This is a genomic window from Sporocytophaga myxococcoides, assembly GCF_000775915.1.
GTDB lineage: Bacteria > Bacteroidota > Bacteroidia > Cytophagales > Cytophagaceae > Sporocytophaga > Sporocytophaga myxococcoides_A.
The window spans coordinates 274,060-297,401 of record NZ_BBLT01000001.1 but is presented as its reverse complement, the minus strand read 5'-3'; the positions used below and the strand labels follow the sequence as shown (position 1 = coordinate 297,401).

Below are 23,342 nucleotides of genomic sequence, written 5' to 3'. Positions count from 1 at the left end.
CCAAATATAAATGTAAAATTATTTGTTTCTGAAAAGAATTAACGAACCAGTAACATTTAAGAACTTTAATAAAGTTCATTTATTCCTAACATATACCACAACGTATTGATTTTCAACAATCAAATCATAGCCTTGATGCGAAAAATTGCTTTGAGGCTTTAAAATCAGAAAATCATAATTTGTCAATGCTTCATAAGTATCATCCACATTCAAAGATACATGATGTTTTATTCCATAATAGTTTAAAAAGACGTAGTAAGTATCTTCTTCACAATATACATTTTGAGGAATAACCTCAAATATTTTTGAAAGAGCCAGATTCATCTCATCATAAAACCCAAAATCATTCCTAAACGCTCTCAGATCAGAAAATAACATAGCTGCAGCTAAAGCCAGTATGTAAGCCAACTTCAGATATCTTTTTTTAAAACCTGAACAAATTCCACCAATCCAGAAACTTATAATTGGAATCAGATATATCCAGATTCTGAAAAATGGCAATACCCTTTGTACTCCAATAAGTAGTATAGGAATAAGCAAATGAATTATTGAGAGCAATTGGAAAACTCTTTCAGATCTTTGTGTATGTATAAAAATATTCCAGACCATAATAAATATCAGTAATACCCCTCCTCCCGTTTCTACATTTAATAACCAGATGGCTGAGTCTCCCAAGTATGAAGGAATACTATTTATCCAATCGTTTAACGACAATGACCTTACCCAACTGTTAGATACTAAAGAAGAAACTCCGCTTACCAAAAAAACAGGAGCATAAAGCAACAAAACCCCTGCTAATACTGCACAATAAGCTGCATATAATTTAAATAAAGGATTAATATTTTTATTCAGAAAAAAATAAAAATGAAGAAAAATAATTGAAGCTACGAATGGATAAAGAAAAGTAGGAATTGTGTAAAAGCCTATGATGGATATGAAGGTAAACGCAAATAGATATGCTCTTTTCTGAGCTGATGTATACTTAAAACATATGACCAACAGAAGAAATGAACACATTGTCAGCAACAAATAGCCTCTCCCCTGCACTGCATAAAAATTCATTTGAAAACTAAATGAATAAAATAAATAGGCCGCGATGGCCGTAAAATATGAAAAATGCTTTTTATAAAATAAAAACAACACCGCTCCCAGTATTATTGAAAAAATAAATGATGGTAAGCGCATTATTAATAACGTATTGTCAATAAACAGTTGAATAAGACAGGATAACAAATTACTGAATATATGATTGTTTGGAGCCGGATAATAGGTGGCTGTAACTGCAAATCCTTTACTTACAAAATACACATATGAAAAGGCTTCATCAACCAAAAAAGGAACCTTGAAAAAATACCAGAGTTTCAACAGCAGGGAAAATAGTGTTATCAGAGAAAATGCAATCACTTCGTCTCTCTTTAAAAGAGAAAATTCTTTTGTTATCCTTGTAATTAATCTAAAGTATTTTGTTAAAATTAAGACAGTAAGAGATTCTGATTTTCTTATCAGTCTGGGTATGCTTAAAATATAAACCACAGCTGCAATCAAAGTAAAATATCGGGATGCAGTGAAAGTATGTGGAGTCAAATATTTATTCCTCAGCACAAATTCCTTATCTTGAATATTGTAGTGCAAGATTATAGAATGCAGAAAATCATAATAACTTGTAGTCCATAGAAAAAAAGGAATTGCGATTACTACTAATAATCCTGTAAGAAATAGTAACTTTATTATTGAAGAAAAAAAATATAGATTTTTAGGATTCATTTAGAGATCATTCCCATATGTGCATTTAATGAAGATAAAGTTAAAAAATATTATCATTTCAGGATTTATCGCGGCACTTATTCTTCCATTTATTTTAATTACTGATCTTTTTCCATTTGCAAGGTTTGGAATGTTTGCAGAACCTGTAAGCTCAGCCGACACTCTTAAAATATTTGAAGCTGAATTTTATCAGAATCACCAATGGCACAACCTGAATGCGAAGCAATTTAATATGGCATCAGGTTCCTTTATGTACCTTGCACGTAATTACTATTACAGAAATCAGTCACAAGAATTTCTTAATAAACTAAGTCAAGCCATTCCGGATACTTCTATATATGCTTGGAGATTAAAGTTTATTCAGATTTCTGGAAATAATCCTCAACAAGCTGACACGATTATCATTGAAACTTTAATAATAAGATGAGTAGAAAAGACAGGGTACTTATCTTCTTTTTACTATTTGTTGCCTTTACAATTCCGGCAATTTATCTCACATACTTTAGCCCTTTGGTAAAAGCATACTTTGATGGTTCAGCACCACCTTGGGTTAATAATTTGATTGAATTTATTTATCCGAGAATGATCACTGAACGAAATCGTTTTCCGGTTTCATTCTTTGAAGAAAAAGCCATACAAGTGATTCTGCGTATCACCTTTATCCTATCAGGCTTTGCGATTTTCCTTTTTCTGAAATCAAAATCCACTTCTTTCAGAAAATTCACCATACAATTCTTCAACGGATTTGTAGATTATCACCAAGTTAGCATTCTCAGGATTTTATTCTATGGTTCATTGCTATACTTCTCTTTTGAATTTTACAATGATTTACTTGTTTTATCTTCTATCAAAGCATTCTTTAAACCTTTATTCTTACTTAAACTAGCAGGATTAGGATTTCCTTCTGCACCATTAGGATTGATCTTGTATTTAATTTTAATGCTCAGCTGTATATTGTGTATTCTAAGCATTTATCCTGTATTGTCATCTGCTATAGCAGTATTAACTTTTATATATTTTCAGGCAGTATTCTTCAGTTTTGAAAAAATTGACCACGGTTATACTACTTTAAATTATGCAGGACTAATAATGCCTTTCCTCCTTTATCAGCAGAAAAAAAAGGCTAATTCTGCAACCTCACTCCTTCCGGACTGGCCACTGCAACTTATAAAACTTTCTTTAAGTCTTTGTTACCTTCTTGCAGGCCTTGAGAAATTATTTATCTCCAAAGGAGCATGGTTATCGCCAGCAACATTTAAAAGCTATATATACCTTCATCAGGCTCCTTTGGGAATGCAAATATTAAATTATCCCATACTATGCTCTATGTTGCCTTTTGCTGCCATGATTTTTCAGCTTGGCTTTATAAGCATCCTTTGGAAGGATAAACTAAAATGGATATTTCTGCCAGCAGGAATATTATTTCACATAGGTACTGTAGTACTCTTCGGCATTTCCTCCATTATAAATCCATGGGTTTTCACGTACATTTATTTTATCCGATGGATTGAAATCAAACCATTAATGAGGCTTATTAAATCGTTTGATAATCTTTTCAAAAGGAGAATACAATAACAAAAGGCAAATGAAGAAAGGTAAAAAGCCAATTTTATACCTTGCCAGGGTCCCCAAATTAGGTGATGAGAAGGCAAGCAAAGAAGAAAGAAAAACTATGTAAAAAACAATACTTGTCAGAATCAAAATATCTGTTTTTCTTTTATTCCTTTTCAGATTAAAAAAGACGTAAAAAGATAATATTAAGAGACAGGCGTTTTCGAGTCCTGTTGTAATCATAAATACATTTTTTGCTTCAAATATCAATGGTCTGAAAAGCCCTGCAAATAAAGCTGCCGGAAAGTTTATAACAAATGAAGAAATAGTTGGTGTTAAATTATAAAAATGAATCATTTTTCCATGTGATGATAATAGAACAGTAGCCACGTTATTTTGATATATTGACTGCAGGAAAGTATTGATGGACAAATATGGATTCAGAAACGACACTACAATGAAGAGGCTTAATAAGGAGGTAAAAAAAACTGTCACTTGCATAGACGTTTTAATCTCTGCCATTCTGCTCAGATATTTGGTAATTCCTAATGCTATAAGAACAGGAATGAGGACAGCTGCATAGTAAAACTTGATAAAGAAAACTACTCCGCACATCAGAATAGTAATACCCACGTGCAATATTTTGATTTTTCTTTTTTCAAATATCCATGAAAAAAAATAACCTGTTATAATAAGCATTGCAGGCATTACGATACTTTCCTTTATAAATCCAGAACTCCAGAACACAACAGAAGGAAAAAATAAAAAGGAAACTGCTATATGCCACTTATATTCCGGGTAAGCCGATGCTACCATACTGGCAAAATTAAAGAAACCTAAAAATGAAATAAGCGAGAAGTATATTGAAGCTATCCAATAATTATTAAAAGAAATAAAAGTTATCAGTGAAGCCAATTTAATAAAAGCCACCACCCTAGGCTGAGAGGATAGAAAGGGATCATCTGTAATATTCTTAAAGAAAAACTTAATAAACCTATCAGGTTCATTCGAGATCATTTTGGAATATTTTACTGCATATTCAAAGAAAACAAAAGTATCTCCCGTTCCCTTGTAAAATATAAGAAAGACAAGGCCCAAACAGATTCCGGAGAGCAATTTCAGTAACAAAGCCGGAAGAAGCACTCCACCGAGCACAGTATTTCTGTTTTTTTTATAATAAAAAAAGCAGATTACCGAAAGTAAAATTAGATGGATGCCCCACTGATACATGTTTCCTTCAGGATATTTATTCCAATTTTACACTTCAGACACTGTTTTTTCAAGCAGAAATTGGTATAAAGTTCTATTGAAGCCTGAGTATCGAATGCTGACTTCATCTTCAAAGCATGTTTCTTCCATTTTTGAGTAATGTAATTCTCTTCTGCCGGCAATGTTTCCAGAAATTCAATCGCCTTATCTACCAAACCAGGAATATCCTTTTGCCTTCCGTAAGCAGCCAAAAGAGGAACTACTGAATTAATAACCAGATTATTTATAGAAGTTTTGCCAAGCTTTTTTTGCTTCGCATCCGACAAAACATCAAAGGTAAAATGATTTATCCAATATGGGCTTGTGGCAACATCCAATACTGCCAATAATTCTTTGTGAGATCTGCTTTCAATAAACTTATAGAACAACTTCTGATGACGGGCCAGCAAAGCCGCAAGTTGAGCAATTCTCATGCTGGGAAAACCTGCTGGCCTGACTCGGAGAAATTTCCATTCGGCTCCTGTCATTTCCTTATTCTGCAGAGAAAACTTCACAGCGAGATAATTAAATTCCTTTTGAAGCGATCGTGGATATTCATCTTCAAAATGTCCCTTTAAAAGACCTGCCATTCCAAATAACAAAGCTTCTACCTGGAAATGATTGCCCGAACATTTATTGATAAGCTTATATGGAAGAATTTTGCTTAGCCTTAAAAACGGATCATTATTAAGCTTAAACCCAAAATTTGATGCCAGCATCTGGTAGCAGGTTTCTTCCCAGTCATTGTTGTTTTTTTCAAGTTCAGAAATTATCCTTTGTGATTTTCTTTCAAGGCGCTCCGATAATACTGAATCCAGCATACTGAGTTTAATCATCTCCGGAACTTCCGAAAATCTGGAAAGACATGGAATTCCCTCATCTTGAATGAAAGCTCTGTACTTTTTTATTACTTCCGGAAAGATCCTCTCCTTCAGTTCTAGAACAGGAACTATGGTTCCATCTTTCCTGTAAACAATTTCATCATTAGAAAAAACGATATGAAGGATTACAGAATTGTACGCTTCATCCTGCTCGTGATGGTGGTCTTTCCAGGCGGAACTATTGACATGTATTTCAATATTTCCTATCCATTCCACATTTTCAATTCGGACTTTGCTGTTTAAAAAATCAGGCCCCGCATCTGTATTGGGAAAACCCTGAAAAAGCACATTCAATGGTTTACCATCTGTAGTTTGGAGTTTTTCCTTATGGAAGTACTGGTACTGCCATATAAAATGGAGTAAATCTTCTTTCATAGCTTATAAATTGGTTGAACTGCTGATAAAAAATTTAGAGCTGTCTTATTCACTAAGACAGCCCAGCACTAAAATTATAAATATTTGCTGAGATAAACTTTCATCTCATCTCTGAGCTTAATTGCCTCCTCCTTCGCCTTAGTATTGAAATCATCTCCTGATGAAGCATATATAATACTTCTGGAAGCATTTACAAGTAAACCACAGTCTTTATTCATTCCATTCTGAGAAACTTCTTCCAGGCTTCCTCCTTGCGCACCAACACCTGGAACGAGGAGAAAATGATCAGGAATTATTTTTCTGATATCTTTCAATAGTGTCGCCTGAGTGGCCCCAACTACATACATAAGGTTTGATGCATTGCCCCATTTACTGCTTTTTTCTAAGACTTCCTGATAAAGGTATTGACCATTTTCAAGTTTCATCATTTGAAAATCTTTACTTCCTGAATTGGATGTCAAAGCAAGGAGAATAACCCACTTATCTTTGAATTCAAGAAAAGGAGTAACAGAATCCTCCCCCATATATGGAGCAACGGTAACAGAGCCAAAATTCATATTATCGAAAAACGCCCTGGCATATAATCCTGAGGTATTTCCTATATCTCCCCTTTTGGCATCTGCAATTGTAAATATTTCTTTTGGAATATATTCCAATGTTTTTTCCAGAGAATCCCATCCTTTTGAGCCCATTGCTTCATAAAAGGCAATATTGGGTTTGTAAGCAACGCAATATTCATGGGTTGCATCTATGATTCGTTTATTGAATTCAAATATAGGATCTTCAAACTTCTGAAGACTTGCCGGAATTTTTTTTAAATCTGTGTCAAGTCCAATGCACAGGTAAGATTCTTTTGATTTTATTTGCTTTACCAGCTCTTCTCTTTTCATCGTAAATCAGGAATGCATAAAAATAAGGCGGAAAATTGAAAGTTGAAAGGGCTGAAAGCCGAAAGCTAAAAGTTGAAAATTGACAAAATCTTTCAGAGATACTACTTATGTCACTTTTCGGGAATAAGTTCAGGAAGGGAGGTATTTTAAACCAGGTTTATATAATAAAGAAGCCTGAAGTTAAATTTTCATTTACCCCTCAGGCTTTTTTTAATGTTTCAGAATCAGTTATCTGAGATCGACAACTTCTACATTTTTATATTTTGATTTGTCAAATGAAAACAATGACTCGTCCACTTTAAAATCCGGGAAGAAGCTTTTTACAGTGTAAAGGTATCTGTTTCCGTTTTTCTCAAAAATTTTCCAGCTTTTTATAGTCTTATCTTTTTTGTTAATTTCCAATCTGACTTTAAAAAACTGATTATTTTTATCTTCAGGGATGAGATCAATTACTTCATAGACTTTACCGCCTTCCTGTTTTTCTTCCAGAAAAGCATATTTGTAGCCTTTCTTGTAAATGCTGTATATTCTTGAAGGAGTAACATCCTCCTCTCCGGGCTCATAATTAGTAATATTCACTTCGTTTGATTCTTTAAGATAGGTCCAAACGGTAGTACCATTATTAATAATTTCCTGACCACTTAGTTTCAGGTTAAACTTGGGCCCCTGAACAATAATTTCTCCTTCAGAGGTTTCATTGATGCCAGCGGTGGGACTTTCCAATGAATAGGTAAACTTTGCCTTAAAGGATTTAATTTGTTGGTATTTTTTACTTACAGCGTCAAGCGTTGCGGCGGCTTTAGGATCCTGTTGAGCATACAAAGCTCGGAAACTTAAACAAATTGCTAAAAGCCCCAGGGAAATTTTTTTCATTGTCTGTTTTTTGACTTCTATCTTAATTCAATCACTTCAACGCCTTTATGTTTTGAAACATCAAAACTAAAATAGTTGTCTTCCACTTTAAAATCAGGAATAAATTCTTTTACGGTATAATAATACTTGTTTCCGTTTTTCTCAAATATTTTCCAGCTTTTCAGAGTTTTATCCTTCTTATTTATTTCCATTCTAACTTTAAAAATCTGTGGCTTTCTGTCTTCAGGAATCAGATCGACAACCTCATAAGTCTTACCATTCTCATTTTTTTCTTCCAGAAAGGTATATTTATAACCTTTTTTATACATTGAATAAATCTTTGTCGGATTCAAATCATTTTCATCTGGCTCATAGTTCGAAACATTCACTTCATTCGCATCCTTAATGTAAGTCCAAACAGTAGACCCGTTATTAATAATCTCCTGACCATCTATCTTTAATGTAAATTTAGAACCTTTTACTACAATTTCCCCTTCAGAAGTTTCTTTAACATTATTAGGAGCTTCAAGTGTATAGACAAATTTTGCCTTAAAGGAAGGCATACTTTTATACTTTGAACTCATTGCATCAAGAATCGCTGCTGCTTTTGGGTCATATTGAGCGAAAGATACTTTCGAAAGACTAACAAATAGTACTATTAAAAGGCTTGCAATTTTTCTCATTTAACTAAAATTTCGTATTCCTATTTTTTCTTATCCAATTCATTCAATAATTGTTCCAAACTATATTCGTCGGTCACAAGCACCTCTCTGGCTTTGCTTCCTTCAAACGGACCGACAACTCCTGCAGACTCCAGCTGATCTATCAAACGGCCTGCTCTGTTGTAGCCTAGTTTTAATCTTCTTTGTAATAATGAAGTACTTCCCTGTTGATGTGTAACAATAATCCGGGCGGCTTCCTCGAATAAACTATCTCTTTCTGCAAAATTGAATTCTCCCTTATCCCCTCCTTCTCCTTCTTCATCAACATACTCAGGCAACATATACGCTGAATCATAACCTCTCTGAGATCCAATAAATTCGCAGACTTTTTCAACCTCCGGAGTATCTATAAAAGCACATTGTACACGAATTAGTTCAGACCCCATTGAAAATAACATATCCCCTTGCCCGATTAACTGCTCAGCTCCTCCAGCATCCAGAATAGTTCTGGAATCTATTTTGGAGGTTACTTTAAAAGACAACCTCGCCGGGAAATTCGCTTTTATAATACCCGTAATTACATTGACAGACGGTCTTTGTGTAGCAACCACAAGGTGAATACCAATAGCACGCGCCAGCTGAGCAAGACGGGCAATCGGGGTTTCAACCTCTTTACCCGCAGTCATCATTAAGTCAGCAAGCTCATCTATAACAAGTACGATATACGGCATAAAGCGATGTCCTTTGGTCGGATTAAGCTTCCGTTCAACAAACTTTTTATTGTACTCTTTTAGATTTCTGCAATTAGCATCTTTGAGAAGATCGTAACGCATATCCATTTCCATACAGAGGGAATTGAGCGTATGAATTACTTTTTTAGTATCCGTTATAATTGCATCCTGAGTATCAGGAAGCTTTGCCAGAAAATGTCTTTCTATTTTATTAAATAAGGAAAGCTCTACTTTTTTAGGATCCACCAGTACAAATTTTAACTGGGATGGATGTTTTTTATAAATAAGTGAAGCCAACAGCACATTCAAACCTACAGATTTACCCTGACCTGTAGCACCTGCCATCAGCAAGTGCGGCATTTTAGCAAGGTCTCCGACAAATACTTCATTGGATATAGTTTTCCCAAATACAACAGGAAGATCTTTGTCGCTCTTCAAAAACTTCTCGGTGGACAGTACTGAACGGATAGATACTGTTTCTTTATTGCTGTTTGGCACTTCAATACCTATTGTACCTTTGCCTGGAATAGGGGCTATAATTCTTATACCAAGTGCTGCAAGACTTAAGGCAATATCATCTTCAAGATTTTTTATTTTTGAAATTCTGATACCTGCATCCGGTACGATCTCATACAAAGTAACAGTTGGACCAATGGTTGCCTTGATATTGCTGATACCAATATTATAATGAGAGAGTGTTTCTACAATCTTATCTTTGTTGGCCTCAAGCTCTTCTTTGCTTACCTGAAATTTAACTCCTTCATATTCATTAAGTAAGTCAAGGGTTGGATATTTATAAGAAGATAGATCAAGGGTCGGATCATAGTTTTCAGCTATTCCTTCTTCAACAATCTCTTCCTCAGGTGCTTTTGCAACCATCAGACCTATACCTCCTTCTTCATTGGAAGGAATGTATTCATGAACTTCCTCTTCTTCTGAATTTTCTTCATATTCATATTCTTCCTCTGCCCCATCTTCTTCGCCAACTTCTTCCTCATATTCCTCATTCTCATATTCCTGCCCAGATACTTCTTCCTCTTCTTCTAAAGCTTCTTCAGCAGTCTCCTCTTGTTCATCCACAACCTTGACCAGCCAGTCTTCATCTGAAATTTCCTCTTCCTCTTCTTCTTTTTCCTGATCATCAGAAGCAATTTCTTTTAAATGATTTTTGGCCTCTGCAACATTTTCTGCCAGTACCTCTTTGGCTCCCCAGATTGTGGTAATGTTAAAATAAAATATGCTGAAAATTACCAGGGCCAGAAGCATTACAAGCGGAGTCCCCCAGCCAATCATTGCGTTTGTAATATTTGCAAGTTCAAAGCCAATACCTCCACTCAGAAAACCAAGGACAGACTGATTATCAATTGCAAAAACAAAATAACCGGAAGTAAGTGAAATCCAAAATATAAAAAATGCACAGAATATAAATACTCTTCTGAAATTGAAGAGATCCTTTTGAAAAACCAGTTTAAAACCTATCAGGAAAACCAGTGGGATAAATAAAAAGGACGCTATTCCAAACCACTTAAATATAAACCAATATGATAAAACAGATCCAAATAATCCCAGCCAGTTTCTGGATTCCAGTCCCGACTCCTGAACGTTTGTTGAAAGTAATGCCTCTACTACACTTTGATCTTCGGTTCCATTAAACAGAAAAGATATAAAGGCAATGACCAGACAAAGGGAAAATACCAATAAAGTGAATCCTGAAGCAAGCAAAAATCGCCTGTCTTTCAGAAAACCTAAATTAATGTTGGGAAGTCTGCTTCCAGAGCTTTCTTTTTCCTTCTTTTTATTAGGTTTCTTATAGGTATTTTCAGCCATGGTATTTGGAATAATGGATTACAAAATTAAGAATTTTTACCAAAGAATAGGTTTAAAATATGAGAAGGTCTTACTATTAAAAATCCTATTTTTCTTTGAGTAATTTCTTATTGATTGCACTAACCAGAGCGGGGCCCTCATAGATAAACCCAGTATATATCTGCACCAGAGTGGCACCTGCCCTGAACATATCCATGGCATCTTCAGCAGAATGAATTCCTCCGACCGCAATGACAGGGAAGGCATTTCCGGATTTTTGCACCAGATATTCAACCACTTCTACAGATCTTTTATGCAATGGCTTTCCACTTAAGCCCCCCAATTTGCCAATCTGATCTAACACTGCCTGATCAGTTTTAAGACCGGACCTTGAAACTGTGGTATTGGTAGCTATTACACCATCAATTTTCAACTCTTTAATAATGGATATAATATCATCAAGATCACCAGTGGTAAGATCAGGCGCAATCTTAAGGAGTATTGGCTTTGGTGCAGGTTTAGAAAGATTAAGATCTTTTAAACTACTCAAAAGTTCGGTCAGAGGTTTCTTATCCTGTAATGCTCTTAAATCCGGGGTATTAGGAGAACTCACATTCACCACAAAATAATCTACATAGTCAAACAGAACATTGAAGCCATACTTATAATCTTTTACCGCATCCACATTATCAGTAGCTTTATTCTTACCAATATTTCCGCCAATAATTACTTTTTCTCTTCTATTTTTTAGCCTTTCAACAGCCGCCTCTACTCCTTCATTATTGAATCCCATTCTGTTTATTATAGCTTCATCTTCTCTTAGTCTGAACAAGCGTGGTTTATCATTACCCGGTTGAGGTTTAGGCGTTAGCGTTCCGATTTCGACAAACCCAAATCCCATGCAGGACAACTCATTAAACAACTTTGCATCCTTATCAAAGCCTGCAGCCAAACCGACGGGATTAGGAAATGTAATTCCAAATAGCTTACGTTCAAGCCTTTTATCTTTTACCCGATAAAGCAACTTGAAAACCAGTGATATTCCAGGAATTTTAAAGAAAAAACGAACAAGATCGAATGTAAGATGGTGTACTTTTTCAGGATCAATTTGAAAAAGAAGCGGGAGTAGAATTTTTTTATACAAAACTGTTTTGCTTTTTCTATCAAATTTAGGACAGAGAAAGGGATTAAAAAAGCACGTTTAACAGGTTGGTAAAACTTTTTTAGAAAAGGCTGGAAAATGAATTTTTTATCATTAATTTATTCTAAGTTCAATTCATTTTTAACTTATGAAAAATGTATTTCTGCAAGCTCAATGGAGAAATCTAATTCTTGCCAACTACGAATTCGATCCCTCTGATTTAAAAAAACATCTTCCTCATAAAACTGAGCTGGATTTCTTCAATAATAAATGTCTTGTAAGTCTGGTCGGCTTTAAATTTTGTAATACAAAAGTCAAAGGACTTAAAATTCCTTTTCACACTGATTTTGAAGAAGTCAATCTTAGATTCTATGTAAAATATAAGTCTGAGGATGGGCAATGGAGAAGAGGTGTTGTATTCATTAAAGAAATCGTCCCCAAGCCTGCAATTACCCCAAGCCTGCAATTACCTTTGTTGCCAATACACTTTACAATGAAAATTATGAAACAATGCCAATGAGGCATTTGTGGCAAAGCGGAAGCAAACTTCAGGTTTCATATGAATGGAAATTCCAAAATAGCTGGAATCGGTTAAAGGTGAGTGCTAATAACAAGAGGTGCTGTTTTGATGAAGGTTCGGAAGAAGAATTTATAACAGAACACTATTGGGGATATACAAAAATCAAAGAAAATATAACAGCTGAGTATGGTGTGGAACATCCCAAATGGAATGTATATCCAGTGGAAACCCATGACATTCAAGTTAATTGCAAAGACATTTACGGCAATGAGTTTGCTTGTCTAAGTAACCAGATACCTAACAGCGTCTTTCTTGCAGAAGGTTCGGAAATAAAAGTACTTCAAGGGACCCGAATATAAAGGCGTATAGATGGACTCTCTGATTAAATAATCCTATATTGCTGATTAATTTTAGAGTTAAGAGGTTATATTTTATGAACCACTGTATAGTGTATCAAAGCTATGGTCAGATCGATATCATCAATGAATTGATTTATTCGATTTATACCTTAATAAAGCAATACGATTATCAGCAACCACCCCAAAAAATTATTGTCTATTCCGATCAAATACAGTACCTGAAAAAATATTTACCAGAGTATATTGAGTTCAAAGAAATTGACAGACCACAAATACTGAAGTGGAGCGGACCGAATAGATTCTTGCACAGGGTAAAAGTCGAGATAATAAAAGATGTATTCAAAAATTATGAATGTTCGATTCTTTATGCTGATTCAGATACAACTTTTTTATCCAGACCTGATGAATTATTTTCTAAAATAGATTCTGGGAATTTCATAATGCACAAAAATGAGGGTTTAATTGCCTCAGGTTCAAATATTACTTTTAAGAAACTCAAAAAAATACTTAAGGATAAAGACCTTCAGACCAAAATAAAAATTCCTACAGAAACAAATATGTATAATGCAGGAGTTTTAGGTATACCTTATTCTTATAAAAATCTTCTTGATGATGTTTTGGAAAAAACAGACCTGTTATATGATCATACAGGGATTCATTGTATGGAACAATTGTCATTTTCCTATATTCTAAATGAACATTCTCTAGGAAAAATTGTTCTGGCAGAACCATATATTTTCCATTATTGGAATTTTAAAGAATACAGAGCTGTCCTTGACAATTTTTTCACTTATTATTCAGGCAAACCTTATCAATTGATATTAACGAAAATTGATATTATAAATCCTCAGGTTCTTATAAAGCCCAAAATGCAATATGAAAATCTCAGTTTTTTCCCAAAGGCAATGCGGAAGCTTAAAAAGAAAAGGTGGATGATGCCGCTTTATACCCTGGATTAATTTTATTTCATATTTTTTTACACTAATATTATACATTGCAGCAAAAAACTATTAATTTTTGTACAAAATACACTAAAGTATTACATACGTTAGTTATTTTAACAAACTGCAATTTGTCATTTCTAGAGAATTATTAAATTCCTTTGTGTATCAGGTAAAAAGCATAGGAATCCAATCTGTAACTTATTAGAAAATAGGGAAAAACCCTCAAAAAACCTGAGGTTAGAAAAATTTAATGTCCTATTTTTTTACTTTATATTCAAAAAAATAATAAATTCTTAAAATTTTTTGATACAGGGATTTGTACAAGAAATTATTTAATTAATAAAATTTGCTAAATGGCAAAACATATTGGAAAATTGATTCTTTCGAGACTTGCTGAGCTTGGAATGAATAAGAGTGAATTCGCAAGGCGAATAAACAAATCACGACAGAATGTGCAGGATATATTTAAGAGAGAAAGTGTAGACACAGACCTTCTCCTGCAAATTTCAAAGGTGTTAAACTTCAACTTCTTTACATTACTTGCTGCAAATGAAGAGCTTGCTAAAGCAGAAGTGCATGAAGACGGAGTTATGTATAGGAAAAAGCAAAAGGGAGATAAGGTAAATGGAAGCTCTGAAGATATCAAAAAGCAACTGGACATTGCTAAGAGAGAGATATTATATCTAGAGAAAATCAATACCTTATTGGAGAGTAAGATTGGTAAAAAATCAGCTAAGCCTGCCTTAAAAGTATCCGCAAAAAAAACAGCCAAAAAGGTTAGAAAATAGGCACTTACAGGAATCCTCTTATTGAATTCTATTTCTTGAAAACAATGTGAATCGCTTCTTTATTATTTTAATATGAGAAGACAGGAGAATATTGAAAACCTCAGAGCGATTCAGGATCAGATTCATGAAAATATGTTTTCAATACTGGTAAAATCCAAGGTGATTTCCCATTTGAGCTCTACCATAAAGACACAAAAACCATTATTTCAATTTACCACATTATATGACCTGGTAAGAGAAAAAATGCCGACTCACGCAGATAATTTTCTTCAGGCATTTCATAATTTATTGAAAGCTAATTTCCTATACCTCTTAGTTGTCGACAGGGATTCACACCAGGTTCAGTTCATGCTGAAATCTGATTATAATGAATTACATCTTGAAGAAAAGATGTCTTTCTCTATAGTCCCGATGGAAATAGTTCTAAGCATGCAATGTCTTAATTAATCAATTCCTGCAAATATTTTGCACGGGTCTTTATGGGGGTGGGTTAACTTCGAGGGTGAAAATCTTTTATAATTTGCTTTAGATAATCTCTGTCCAGATGTGTATAAATTTCAGTAGTTGTGATAGACTCATGACCTAACATTTCCTGGACTGCTCTTAAATCCGCACCACCTTCTATTAAATGAGTTGCGAAAGAATGTCTGAAAGTATGGGGACTAATACTTTTTTTCATTCCTAAATCTTTCGCCAGATTTTTGATAATTGTAAATACCATCACTCTGGTGAGGCTTGCTCCTCTCCGGTTTAAAAATACATGGTTTTCAGATCCAGGTTTAGCCACCAGGTGGCAGCGTATCTCTTTTACATAAATATTTATATACTTAAGAGCCTCTCTGCCTATCGGCACAAGCCTTTCCTTGTTTCCTTTACCTAACACTCTTAAAAATCCCTGATCTCCAAAAACATTATTAAGTCGGAGTTCTACAAGCTCAGAAACCCTAAGGCCGGAACTATACAAAGTTTCCAGCATGGCACGATTTCTCGTTCCTTCAGCAGTTGACAAATCAATAGAGTTGAGTAAACTTTCTATTTCCGGGAAGCTTAAAGTATCAGGAAGTTTCCTTCCTAATTTTGGACTTTCAAGAAGCGCTGATGGATCATTGGTAACAATCTCCTCTATCATCAAAAACTTATAAAATCCTTTTATTCCAGAAATGATTCTCGCTTGTGAATGAGGGGACATACCCAATTCAGAAAGAAATACCAGAAAGTCAGTCAAATCATTGTAAGTAAGTCTGGCCGGGCTACTTTCTTTATTGGAGATTTCTAAAAACTGTCTTAGTTTTACAACATCATGCACATATGCATCTATAGAATTTAGCGATAAAGACTTCTCTAACTTAAGATAATTTTTAAATTGCTTTAGAAGGAGCTCCCAATTCATAATATAAAATTAACAGCAATAAAGGATTCATGAAAATCATTATCATAAACGGACCAAATTTAAATTTGCTAGGTATCCGCGAGACTTCTATATACGGTTCCCAATCATTTACCGATTATTTTAAAAAATTAACCGCTGAATTCCCACAGGCAGGATTGGAATATTATCAATCAAATATTGAAGGAGAAATCATTAACAAACTTCATGAAACCGGATTTTCCTATGACGGGATCGTATTGAATGCCGGCGCTTACACACATACTTCTATTGCCATCTCTGATGCCATTGCTGGTATTAAAACACCAGTATATGAGGTACATCTCTCCAATGTATACTCCAGAGAAGATTACAGACATAAAAGTATACTGGCAAAGAACTGTAAAGGAGTAATTTCTGGTTTTGGAATGGATAGCTACCGTCTTGCTGTTTATCAATTCCTTTCAACCTTAAAATAATGATTACCTTTTATCCCGGACCTTCAAAAATTTACAAACAGGTAAAAGGCTTCATGAATGAGGCTTTTGATTCGGGAATTCTGAGCTTGAACCACAGGAGTTCCGGATTTATGGAACTTTATAAGGATTGTGTTCAACTCATCAAAAACAAACTTCATTTACCCGAAGAGTACTCCGTTTATTTTGTTTCTTCCGCTACTGAATGCTGGGAAATCATTGCTCAATCTTTCATTAAAGAAGAATCTTTTCATTTATATAATGGAGCATTCGGAGAAAAATGGCAGGATACGACCAGGAAGCTGGGCCTTAAAACCATTGGCTATAGATATAATGTAAATGAAGTTGTTCATTCTGAAATGTTAAAAGGTGTCTCAGAATGTGACTTGATAGCTGTAACACAAAATGAAACTTCCAATGGAACTCAGATTCAAAATGAACAGGTATCAGAAATCAGAACAGCTTTTCCCGAAAAGTTAATAGCTGTGGATGCAACTTCATCTATGGCTGGTGTCTTTCTTGATTTTTCAAAGGCTGATATCTGGTATGCTTCTGTACAAAAGTGTTTTGGTCTACCTTCCGGTCTCGCACTGTTGTTATGCTCTCCAAAAGCTGTTAAAAAAGGATTGGAAATCGGCAGCAACAAATACTATAACAGTTTTGTGAACCTTCATGAAAATATGCTGAAATATCAGACTACGCATACGCCCAACATTCTGGATATAGTTTTATTAAAGAAAGTATTGGAAAGTGTTCCCCCTATTGACAAAGTTGACCTGAGAATAAAAAGACAAGCAAATGACTGGTATGATTTTCTGAGTAACATTCAATCTGTCCAAATATTGGTAACTGAAAAGCAAGTGCGATCAGATACAGTTATAACTTTAAAGGGAGATGTTACACATATAAAAAATTTAAAAGAACAATCATTAAAAGCTGGCATCACTCTTGGCAATGGCTATGGAACATGGAAATCCGACACTTTCAGGATTGCCAATTTTCCTGCAATTGATGAACAAGAGATAGTGCAACTTAAAACTTTCTTCAAAAACACCTTATACTAAACATGATTGTCATTTATACAGACGGCGCTGCTAAAGGAAATCCAGGACCAGGAGGCTATGGAACGGTGCTTAAATATAAGCAACATAGAAAAGAGCTTTCTGAAGGGTTCAGACTTACAACTAATAATAGAATGGAGCTTCTTGCTGTGATAAAAGGACTTGAAGCTTTAAAAGAACCAGGACAACAAGTGATGATTTACTCAGATTCCAAGTATGTTGTTGATGCCGTAGAAAAGGGCTGGATATGGGGCTGGGTAAAAAAGAACTTTAAGGATAAGAAAAATGAAGATCTGTGGAGAAAATTTATTGAAGTATATAAAAAACATGAAGTTAAATTTCAATGGGTAAAAGGCCATGCAGGAAATGTGGAAAATGAAATCTGTGACAGGTTGGCTGTAAAAAGTGCCGAAGGTCCGAAGCTGCTGATTGACGAGGGCTACGAAAGAAGTGCCAACAGCAGAGATAGCTTATTTTGATTAATTTTATTTGATTAAAAGTGGGTAATACTTATTTCAGATTTAAGCAATTCCAAGTCAACCAGGAAAAAGCAGGTATGAAAGTCTGTACAGATTCCTGCATATTCGGTGCCTATATTGATCCTGAAGGAGCACAAACTATACTTGATATAGGCAGTGGCACTGGCCTTCTTTCATTGATGCTGGCGCAAAAAACAAATGCAGAAATTGACGCAGTTGAAATTGATGCAGATGCAGTACTACAATCCGAAGAAAATTTTAAAAACAGTCCCTGGAATAACAGACTTCATATATTTTCTTCATCTATTCAAAATTTCAGCACTGAAGCAACAAAAAAATATGATCTTATAATTTCAAATCCACCTTTTTTTATCAATCATTTATTATCCCCAAATCCTAAACTAAACAAGGCTATACACAACACAACCCTTTCCTTGAAAGAACTTTCAGAATGTGTTTCCCGTCTTTTGTCACCTGAAGGAAAATTTTATGTTTTACTACCACCTTATGAGGCTTCTGTTTTTGAAGAATCCCTAAAGGAGTTAAAACTTTTCCTACAGCACAGACTGGAGGTCAAAGATAAAAGTGAAGGAAAAATAATAAGAGTAATTGATTGTTATAATAACACCCCTGCAACTTCATCTCACAGATCTCTTATTATCAAAAATTCTGAAGGGCAGTATACAACTGAATTTTCAGAGCTGCTCCGCCCCTATTATCTCTTCCTTTAAAAATAATTTATTGATTTTTCATCTTAAAGATAATTCCTTCCTGCTCTAATTCCCGAAGGATAGGATAATATAGTTCCCTGCTGATTGGCACGTGAACACCAGTAAGTTTGATTTTCCCTTCCAGCAAAAGCTTAGCTGCAATCCCAAGAGGCAGACCTACCGTTTTGGCCATAGCAGTATTCATCTGGTCGTCTCCGTTTACAACTAATGAGGATGTTTTGCTGAATAATTTATTTCCTATATTATATTCAAAATTATGAATCATAACGATTCTGTCTTTATCATTTACTTCCAACTTCCACTTTTCTTCAAGCAGGCTCTGCAAATGCTGAGCAGGTGTGGAATTTAAATTTTTAATTTTATTAGCTGAATCAAATAAACCAAGCCATTGCATTAGTTTGATCTCATTACTTTGAGGAGATATTCCCAGATATTTACATGTTCTCTCTGATATACTACCTGTTCCTGCCGGCAAATAGGCATCTAAAAGATTTACAAAGGAAGCATCCAGCGGCAGATCTATTGTATATGAATCATCTGTAAGACCAAGCTGAACAAGGCAGTCCCACGCCTTACAATATCCTTCCCCTCTGAGTGTGCCTCTGATAAAAGTATCTATCCCGTTCAATCCATAGAGATCAATGTATTTTAAGGAATCTCTGTTGAGATACCCCTCAAATCTTCCTGCATCATCCACAGCAACATTTTCAATTCTTGAAAAAAGACGGTGGTAAGGAACATATTTATAAATTCCGTTTTCCAGATATTTGACAGTGCCTTGTCCAGCAAGCACTACATTGCGCGGGTTCCAGCTTATTTTATAATGCCACGGATTCGTATCAGATTCAGGAGCAACGAGTCCGCCTGTATAGGACTTGAAACTGGTAAGCGATCCGCCTTCTGCTTTGATTTTATCGATCTCTTCCATTGCAGACATATGATCAATGCCTGGATCAAGACCACTTTCCATCAGTATTAACAAACCTTTTTCCTTTGCATCTTTATCAAGTGCCTGTATTTCCGGTGAAACATAAGAAGCAGTCATAAAAGGGACCGACAAATCCAAACATTCTTTGGCAGCAATAATATGTAAATGCGGAGGAAGCAGAGATATAACAAGATGATGATTTCCTATCTCTCTTTTTCTCTGAGTATCGTTATTGATATCAAAAATCAAAGGGATACCAGAAGGATGACTCTTTAATTTTCCATTGATCAGTTTTTCTTCAGCATCTGCCACTGTAAGCTTCCAGCCATTTGTTGCGCAAGCTTTTAAAAGATAAGCAATTAATGCTGCCGACGACCTTCCTGCTCCTAACACCAGTATTTTTTTCATATGACCGATTTCCTTTGTTTCTGATATACGAGTATGCTCTAAAAATAGAAAATAAATTTTTATGTTTGGACAGTTAAGCAATTCTATGAAAACACATTTTCTTAAAGTTGAAAAAACTGCAAGGTATTGCACGCTTGGAGAGATGAATCAGCAAACCAGAAATATTTGGATAGTTTGCCATGGCTATGGCCAGCTTGCTCCCTATTTTATTGATAAATTTAAAGTATTAGAAGATGGCAGTACTTTCATAATAGCCCCGGAAGCCCTGTCCAGATTTTATCTTGAAGGTTTTAGCGGAAGAGTGGGCGCAACCTGGATGACAAAAGAAGAACGGGAAAGCGATATTGAAGATTATGTGGAATATCTTGAAAAGCTTCATAAAGAATTAACTCATGGTTATCCTGAAGAACAGTTTAAACTCAACATACTGGGTTTTTCACAAGGAGTAGCAACGGTATGCCGATGGGCAGTGAGTAAAAAAAAGAACTTTGATAAACTTGTACTATGGGCCGGCATTTTCCCTCCTGATCTGAATACAGACTTTCAGTTTAGTATGGAAACCTTTCAGGAAAAGGAAGTATATATCGTTTATGGGAAGAGAGATCCGTTGTTAAAAGAAGAGCATTTAGAAGAAATAGAATTGCTTGGCTCTAAGTTTAGGAATTTAAAAGTGATTATTTTTAATGGGAAACATGAGATCAATGAGCAGGTGCTGAATCAACTAAAATAATGCTTTTTACAAACTTTCCTGTCTTTGTTATTATATAAACAAAAAAGGGTTGCTAAAAGCAACCCTTTTTTATTATTGACTTTAGTTAATTACTTAACAACAAGTTTCTCAACTGCTGAAGGAACTCCATCAACATTTACAGTTACAACATAAAGACCTGAAGTCAGATCAGAAGTGTTGATAGTTGCAGAAGTTGTAGAACCTTTTACAGTTTTAACAACTGTTCCTTTAAGATCAGCAACGTTCACTACAGTTTCTGCAGTTGCATTGTAATTCAAAGTAGTGAAGTCAGAAGCAGGGTTAGGAGCAAGAGAAATTGTAGAAACTCTAGCGTTATTTAAGATTGAAGCGATAACTCCAGGACCTGAAACTTTGATGTTATCTATATTTGCTTCAGCATCGCAAACTCCAGAATTGTTAGTACAAACAACGATAATTTGGAACTCACTGAATGAATTTACATCTTCAACAGTAGGAGCGTCTCCTGTAGGGTCATTACCAATAATTTGTTGAAGTTCAGATAAAGGCAATGTAATTGTTTTCCATCCAGCTTTAGCACCTTCTGCAGTTAAATCCCACTCGTATCCGAAGTTATTAGGAGTTCCTTGGAATTGAAATTTGACTTTAGTAGTAGTGCCATTCGTAAATGCATCAAAAGAAAGGTTAATTTTGCTTAGATCAGCATTAGCTTCTAATGGTAGGATTTGAGCCTTAGAACCATCTTCAAGATAATGTGCATTTACAAATCCTCCAACATAATAACCGCCCTCAGTAGATGGTCCAACCAAGTGTAAATAAGCACCAGTCGGGCCGTCTGTAGGCTCTGTAGCAACTAGATTATCAAAAACATTACCTGCATCAGTAACCGGGCTGTTCAAAAAATTATCAGTTCCATCATAATAAACTATAGTTTGAGCAAAGCTAAAAGTTGTTGCTAAAACCATTAAACCAGAAAGTAATTGTTTTTTCATAGAATTAAGTTTTATTGAATTTTTTTTAGATTAAGTTTAATTTTTTATTATCAAACTATGCAAATGTAATAATAAATGCCTGACAATAACAATAGTTTATAATAATATTTTCGCCAATATTTTAAATAAAAATAAAAATAATTACAGATTTAATAAAGTATCTAATTTTCAAGGCTATAACCTCAAAAATAGAATAATTTCAAGAAATATTTATCGCCTTTTATTCAAAATTCAGATATAAAGTAACCGTATGAGTAAATACTTTTTTTAAACTTTTACTGTAAATGTTATCGTCATTGATCAGCATGTTTTTAACACCGTGTGAAAACCTAAGTTCTGGTGAAAATTTAAACAGTGGATAATAAATATCAAAACCAAATCCATAGTCTATTCTCAAATCCGTATTTTGAACCCTAAGATCTGTTTCTTTTTTTTCTTTTTTCTTTGCCCCTGCCTCTATACCTGGATTTATTCCTCCAAGTATGTACATTCTGGCATTTTTTCTTCTTTGTGACTTAAATTTCACAAGAAGTGGTAAGTTAATATAAGACGATTCAGTAATCTGATCTGACTTATACTTGTTCTGGAATTGATATACGACGTTTCTTGTATACAAAGAAAAGTTTGGCAAAAGCCTTAAATCCCAGTGGTCATGCAACTTTAAATTTACAATAAATCCGATTGTCAAGGCTCCGTTATTTCCCGGAGCAGCTTGTCTGATGGAATCCAGCTGAAAATAATAGTCGGAATGTACCACATTAAACTTTGTCATTCCTGCAGCAAGGAAAAATCCGTAGTGCAAAAGCTTATCGTCATAAAATGGCAGGTTTGTATTTGCCGTATATTGACCGAATGACTTGCTCAGGGTGAATAAACAAAAAAATAGAGCTATTGTTTTTTTGCCACGTAAATGGAGGCTATTCCTAAACTTAAAGATTGACATGTTGCTGATTTAAATCCAATTCTGTTTAAAATACTGACAAACTCTTTTCCGTAAGGAAACTTTTTAACTGATTCAGGAAGATATGTATACGCAGCTTTGTCTCTTGATACCAGTCTTCCGATGAGAGGAAGAATTTGTTTACTATAAAAAGAATACAATTGTTTAAACGGAAATTTCTCCGGCTGAGAAAATTCAAGTATCATTACTTCACCACCTGGTTTCAGCACTCTGAAAATCTCACTAAGTCCTTTTTCCAGATGTTCGAAGTTCCTTACTCCAAAGGCAACGGTAACAGCATCAAAATAATTGTCCGGAAATATAATATTTTCAGAATCGCCTTGTTGAAGAATTATTTTACCGCCAAGACCAAGTTTTGAAATTTTTTCTCTGCCAATGGCAAGCATTCCTTCTGAAATATCTATACCGATGATTCTTTCAGGATTGATACTCAAAGCTTCAATAGCCAGGTCACCAGTTCCAGTCGCGATATCCAGGATCAATTGAGGATTGTTGGCTTTTAATTTACTGATCGCCTTTTTTCTCCATCTGATGTCGATCCCTGCACTTAAAACCCTGTTTAGCAGATCATATTTAGGCGCAATATTATCGAACATCTGAGAAACCTGTTCCTTTTTGCCTTTGCTTACGTCATCCTTATAAGGTAATACCATCAGTCAAAATTTTGCGCAAATTAAATAAAAAAAGACTAAACCGGATGGTTTAGCCTTTATAAACTT

26 protein-coding genes are annotated in these 23,342 nt (G+C 34.7%); 13 read left to right on the top strand and 13 right to left on the bottom strand.

Annotated features, from left to right (window positions below; genetic code table 11):
* Positions 1-75: 75 nt before the first annotated feature.
* Positions 76-1,062, bottom strand: a complete 987-nt coding sequence (locus MYP_RS26315; RefSeq protein ID WP_197059984.1) for a hypothetical protein — start codon at positions 1,060-1,062, stop codon at positions 76-78.
* A 208-nt stretch (positions 1,063-1,270) separates the two neighbouring features.
* Between MYP_RS26315 and MYP_RS26310 the strand changes: the two genes are divergently transcribed.
* The 3 genes from MYP_RS26310 to MYP_RS01305 all read left to right on the top strand — a co-directional run bounded on the left by MYP_RS26310 (position 1,271) and on the right by MYP_RS01305 (position 3,339).
* Positions 1,271-1,528 (top strand): hypothetical protein, encoded by a 258-nt coding sequence (locus tag MYP_RS26310; protein WP_197059983.1) that lies wholly within the window; start codon positions 1,271-1,273, stop codon positions 1,526-1,528.
* Positions 1,529-1,792: 264 nt separating this feature from the next.
* A complete protein-coding gene (locus tag MYP_RS01310) occupies positions 1,793-2,191 on the top strand; it encodes a hypothetical protein (RefSeq protein WP_045457390.1) in 399 nt (132 codons plus the stop codon).
* Positions 2,188-3,339: a hypothetical protein gene (locus MYP_RS01305; protein ID WP_045457388.1), complete on the top strand. Its 1,152-nt coding sequence runs from the start codon at positions 2,188-2,190 to the stop codon at positions 3,337-3,339. The genes MYP_RS01310 and MYP_RS01305 overlap by 4 nt, the downstream gene beginning before the upstream one ends.
* On the opposite strand, the gene MYP_RS01300 is transcribed toward MYP_RS01305, so the two are convergent.
* From MYP_RS01300 to MYP_RS01270, 7 genes are all read right to left on the bottom strand, one after another.
* Positions 3,286-4,470, bottom strand: a complete 1,185-nt coding sequence (locus MYP_RS01300) for a hypothetical protein (protein WP_156140231.1) — start codon at positions 4,468-4,470, stop codon at positions 3,286-3,288. The two genes, MYP_RS01305 and MYP_RS01300, sit on opposite strands and share 54 nt — an antisense overlap.
* 50 nt (positions 4,471-4,520) lie before the next feature.
* Positions 4,521-5,819, bottom strand: coding sequence for a DUF2851 family protein (locus tag MYP_RS01295; protein ID WP_045457382.1), 1,299 nt, complete (start codon positions 5,817-5,819; stop codon positions 4,521-4,523).
* Positions 5,820-5,893: 74 nt separating this feature from the next.
* Positions 5,894-6,709 carry an orotidine-5'-phosphate decarboxylase gene (pyrF, locus tag MYP_RS01290; RefSeq protein ID WP_045457378.1) on the bottom strand — a complete coding sequence of 272 codons (816 nt, stop codon included), beginning with the start codon at positions 6,707-6,709 and terminating at the stop codon, positions 5,894-5,896.
* A 228-nt stretch (positions 6,710-6,937) separates the two neighbouring features.
* Complete coding sequence (locus MYP_RS01285) at positions 6,938-7,582, bottom strand: LolA family protein (RefSeq protein ID WP_045457375.1); 645 nt, start codon at positions 7,580-7,582, stop codon at positions 6,938-6,940.
* Positions 7,583-7,599: 17 nt separating this feature from the next.
* Positions 7,600-8,244, bottom strand: coding sequence for a LolA family protein (locus MYP_RS01280; RefSeq protein WP_045457371.1), 645 nt, complete (start codon positions 8,242-8,244; stop codon positions 7,600-7,602).
* A gap of 20 nt (positions 8,245-8,264) precedes the next feature.
* Positions 8,265-10,781, bottom strand: a complete 2,517-nt coding sequence (locus MYP_RS01275) for an FtsK/SpoIIIE family DNA translocase (RefSeq protein WP_045457368.1) — start codon at positions 10,779-10,781, stop codon at positions 8,265-8,267.
* A gap of 85 nt (positions 10,782-10,866) precedes the next feature.
* The gene (locus tag MYP_RS01270; protein ID WP_045457365.1) at positions 10,867-11,904 is read right to left on the bottom strand and encodes a quinone-dependent dihydroorotate dehydrogenase; all 1,038 of its coding nucleotides are present in this window, start codon (positions 11,902-11,904) and stop codon (positions 10,867-10,869) included.
* A gap of 145 nt (positions 11,905-12,049) precedes the next feature.
* On the opposite strand from MYP_RS01270, the gene MYP_RS26885 reads away from it, so the two are divergent.
* The 5 genes from MYP_RS26885 to MYP_RS01250 all read left to right on the top strand — a co-directional run bounded on the left by MYP_RS26885 (position 12,050) and on the right by MYP_RS01250 (position 14,959).
* Positions 12,050-12,421, top strand: coding sequence for a DUF2071 domain-containing protein (locus tag MYP_RS26885; protein WP_370568815.1), 372 nt, complete (start codon positions 12,050-12,052; stop codon positions 12,419-12,421).
* The gene (locus MYP_RS26880; protein ID WP_370568814.1) at positions 12,412-12,780 is read left to right on the top strand and encodes a DUF2071 domain-containing protein; all 369 of its coding nucleotides are present in this window, start codon (positions 12,412-12,414) and stop codon (positions 12,778-12,780) included. Before MYP_RS26885 ends, MYP_RS26880 begins: the two co-directional genes overlap by 10 nt.
* Before the next feature lie 74 nt (positions 12,781-12,854).
* Positions 12,855-13,739, top strand: a complete 885-nt coding sequence (locus tag MYP_RS01260; RefSeq protein WP_045457361.1) for a hypothetical protein — start codon at positions 12,855-12,857, stop codon at positions 13,737-13,739.
* A 338-nt stretch (positions 13,740-14,077) separates the two neighbouring features.
* Positions 14,078-14,512 carry a helix-turn-helix transcriptional regulator gene (locus tag MYP_RS24640; RefSeq protein WP_052429870.1) on the top strand — a complete coding sequence of 145 codons (435 nt, stop codon included), beginning with the start codon at positions 14,078-14,080 and terminating at the stop codon, positions 14,510-14,512.
* 72 nt (positions 14,513-14,584) lie between these two features.
* The gene (locus MYP_RS01250) at positions 14,585-14,959 is read left to right on the top strand and encodes a hypothetical protein (RefSeq protein WP_045457358.1); all 375 of its coding nucleotides are present in this window, start codon (positions 14,585-14,587) and stop codon (positions 14,957-14,959) included.
* A gap of 43 nt (positions 14,960-15,002) precedes the next feature.
* Here the strand turns inward: MYP_RS01250 and xerD are convergent, their stop codons facing one another.
* Positions 15,003-15,902: a site-specific tyrosine recombinase XerD gene (gene xerD / locus MYP_RS01245; protein WP_045457355.1), complete on the bottom strand. Its 900-nt coding sequence runs from the start codon at positions 15,900-15,902 to the stop codon at positions 15,003-15,005.
* Positions 15,903-15,931: 29 nt separating this feature from the next.
* Here xerD and aroQ point away from each other — a divergent pair, with 29 nt between their 5' ends.
* The 4 genes from aroQ to MYP_RS01225 all read left to right on the top strand — a co-directional run bounded on the left by aroQ (position 15,932) and on the right by MYP_RS01225 (position 18,625).
* The gene (gene aroQ / locus MYP_RS01240; protein ID WP_045457351.1) at positions 15,932-16,357 is read left to right on the top strand and encodes a type II 3-dehydroquinate dehydratase; all 426 of its coding nucleotides are present in this window, start codon (positions 15,932-15,934) and stop codon (positions 16,355-16,357) included.
* Positions 16,357-17,418: an aminotransferase class V-fold PLP-dependent enzyme gene (locus MYP_RS01235; RefSeq protein ID WP_045457347.1), complete on the top strand. Its 1,062-nt coding sequence runs from the start codon at positions 16,357-16,359 to the stop codon at positions 17,416-17,418. The genes aroQ and MYP_RS01235 overlap by 1 nt, the downstream gene beginning before the upstream one ends.
* Before the next feature lie 2 nt (positions 17,419-17,420).
* On the top strand, positions 17,421-17,894 hold the full coding sequence (rnhA, locus tag MYP_RS01230) for a ribonuclease HI (RefSeq protein ID WP_045457344.1): 474 nt from the start codon (positions 17,421-17,423) through the stop codon (positions 17,892-17,894).
* A 77-nt stretch (positions 17,895-17,971) separates the two neighbouring features.
* On the top strand, positions 17,972-18,625 hold the full coding sequence (locus MYP_RS01225) for a tRNA1(Val) (adenine(37)-N6)-methyltransferase (RefSeq protein WP_045459000.1): 654 nt from the start codon (positions 17,972-17,974) through the stop codon (positions 18,623-18,625).
* Positions 18,626-18,632: 7 nt separating this feature from the next.
* Here MYP_RS01225 and MYP_RS01220 read toward each other — a convergent pair whose 3' ends face one another.
* Complete coding sequence (locus MYP_RS01220) at positions 18,633-19,961, bottom strand: saccharopine dehydrogenase family protein (RefSeq protein ID WP_045458997.1); 1,329 nt, start codon at positions 19,959-19,961, stop codon at positions 18,633-18,635.
* 85 nt (positions 19,962-20,046) lie between these two features.
* On the opposite strand from MYP_RS01220, the gene MYP_RS01215 reads away from it, so the two are divergent.
* On the top strand, positions 20,047-20,691 hold the full coding sequence (locus MYP_RS01215; RefSeq protein WP_045457342.1) for an alpha/beta hydrolase: 645 nt from the start codon (positions 20,047-20,049) through the stop codon (positions 20,689-20,691).
* 89 nt (positions 20,692-20,780) lie between these two features.
* Here MYP_RS01215 and MYP_RS01210 read toward each other — a convergent pair whose 3' ends face one another.
* From MYP_RS01210 to ubiE, 3 genes are all read right to left on the bottom strand, one after another.
* Positions 20,781-21,662, bottom strand: coding sequence for a glycan-binding surface protein (locus tag MYP_RS01210; RefSeq protein WP_045457340.1), 882 nt, complete (start codon positions 21,660-21,662; stop codon positions 20,781-20,783).
* Between the two features lie 220 nt (positions 21,663-21,882).
* Positions 21,883-22,605 carry a type IX secretion/gliding motility protein PorT/SprT gene (porT, locus tag MYP_RS01205; RefSeq protein WP_052429868.1) on the bottom strand — a complete coding sequence of 241 codons (723 nt, stop codon included), beginning with the start codon at positions 22,603-22,605 and terminating at the stop codon, positions 21,883-21,885.
* Positions 22,551-23,279 (bottom strand): bifunctional demethylmenaquinone methyltransferase/2-methoxy-6-polyprenyl-1,4-benzoquinol methylase UbiE, encoded by a 729-nt coding sequence (ubiE, locus tag MYP_RS01200; protein WP_045457338.1) that lies wholly within the window; start codon positions 23,277-23,279, stop codon positions 22,551-22,553. Before ubiE ends, porT begins: the two co-directional genes overlap by 55 nt.
* Between the last annotated feature and the right edge of the window lie 63 nt (positions 23,280-23,342).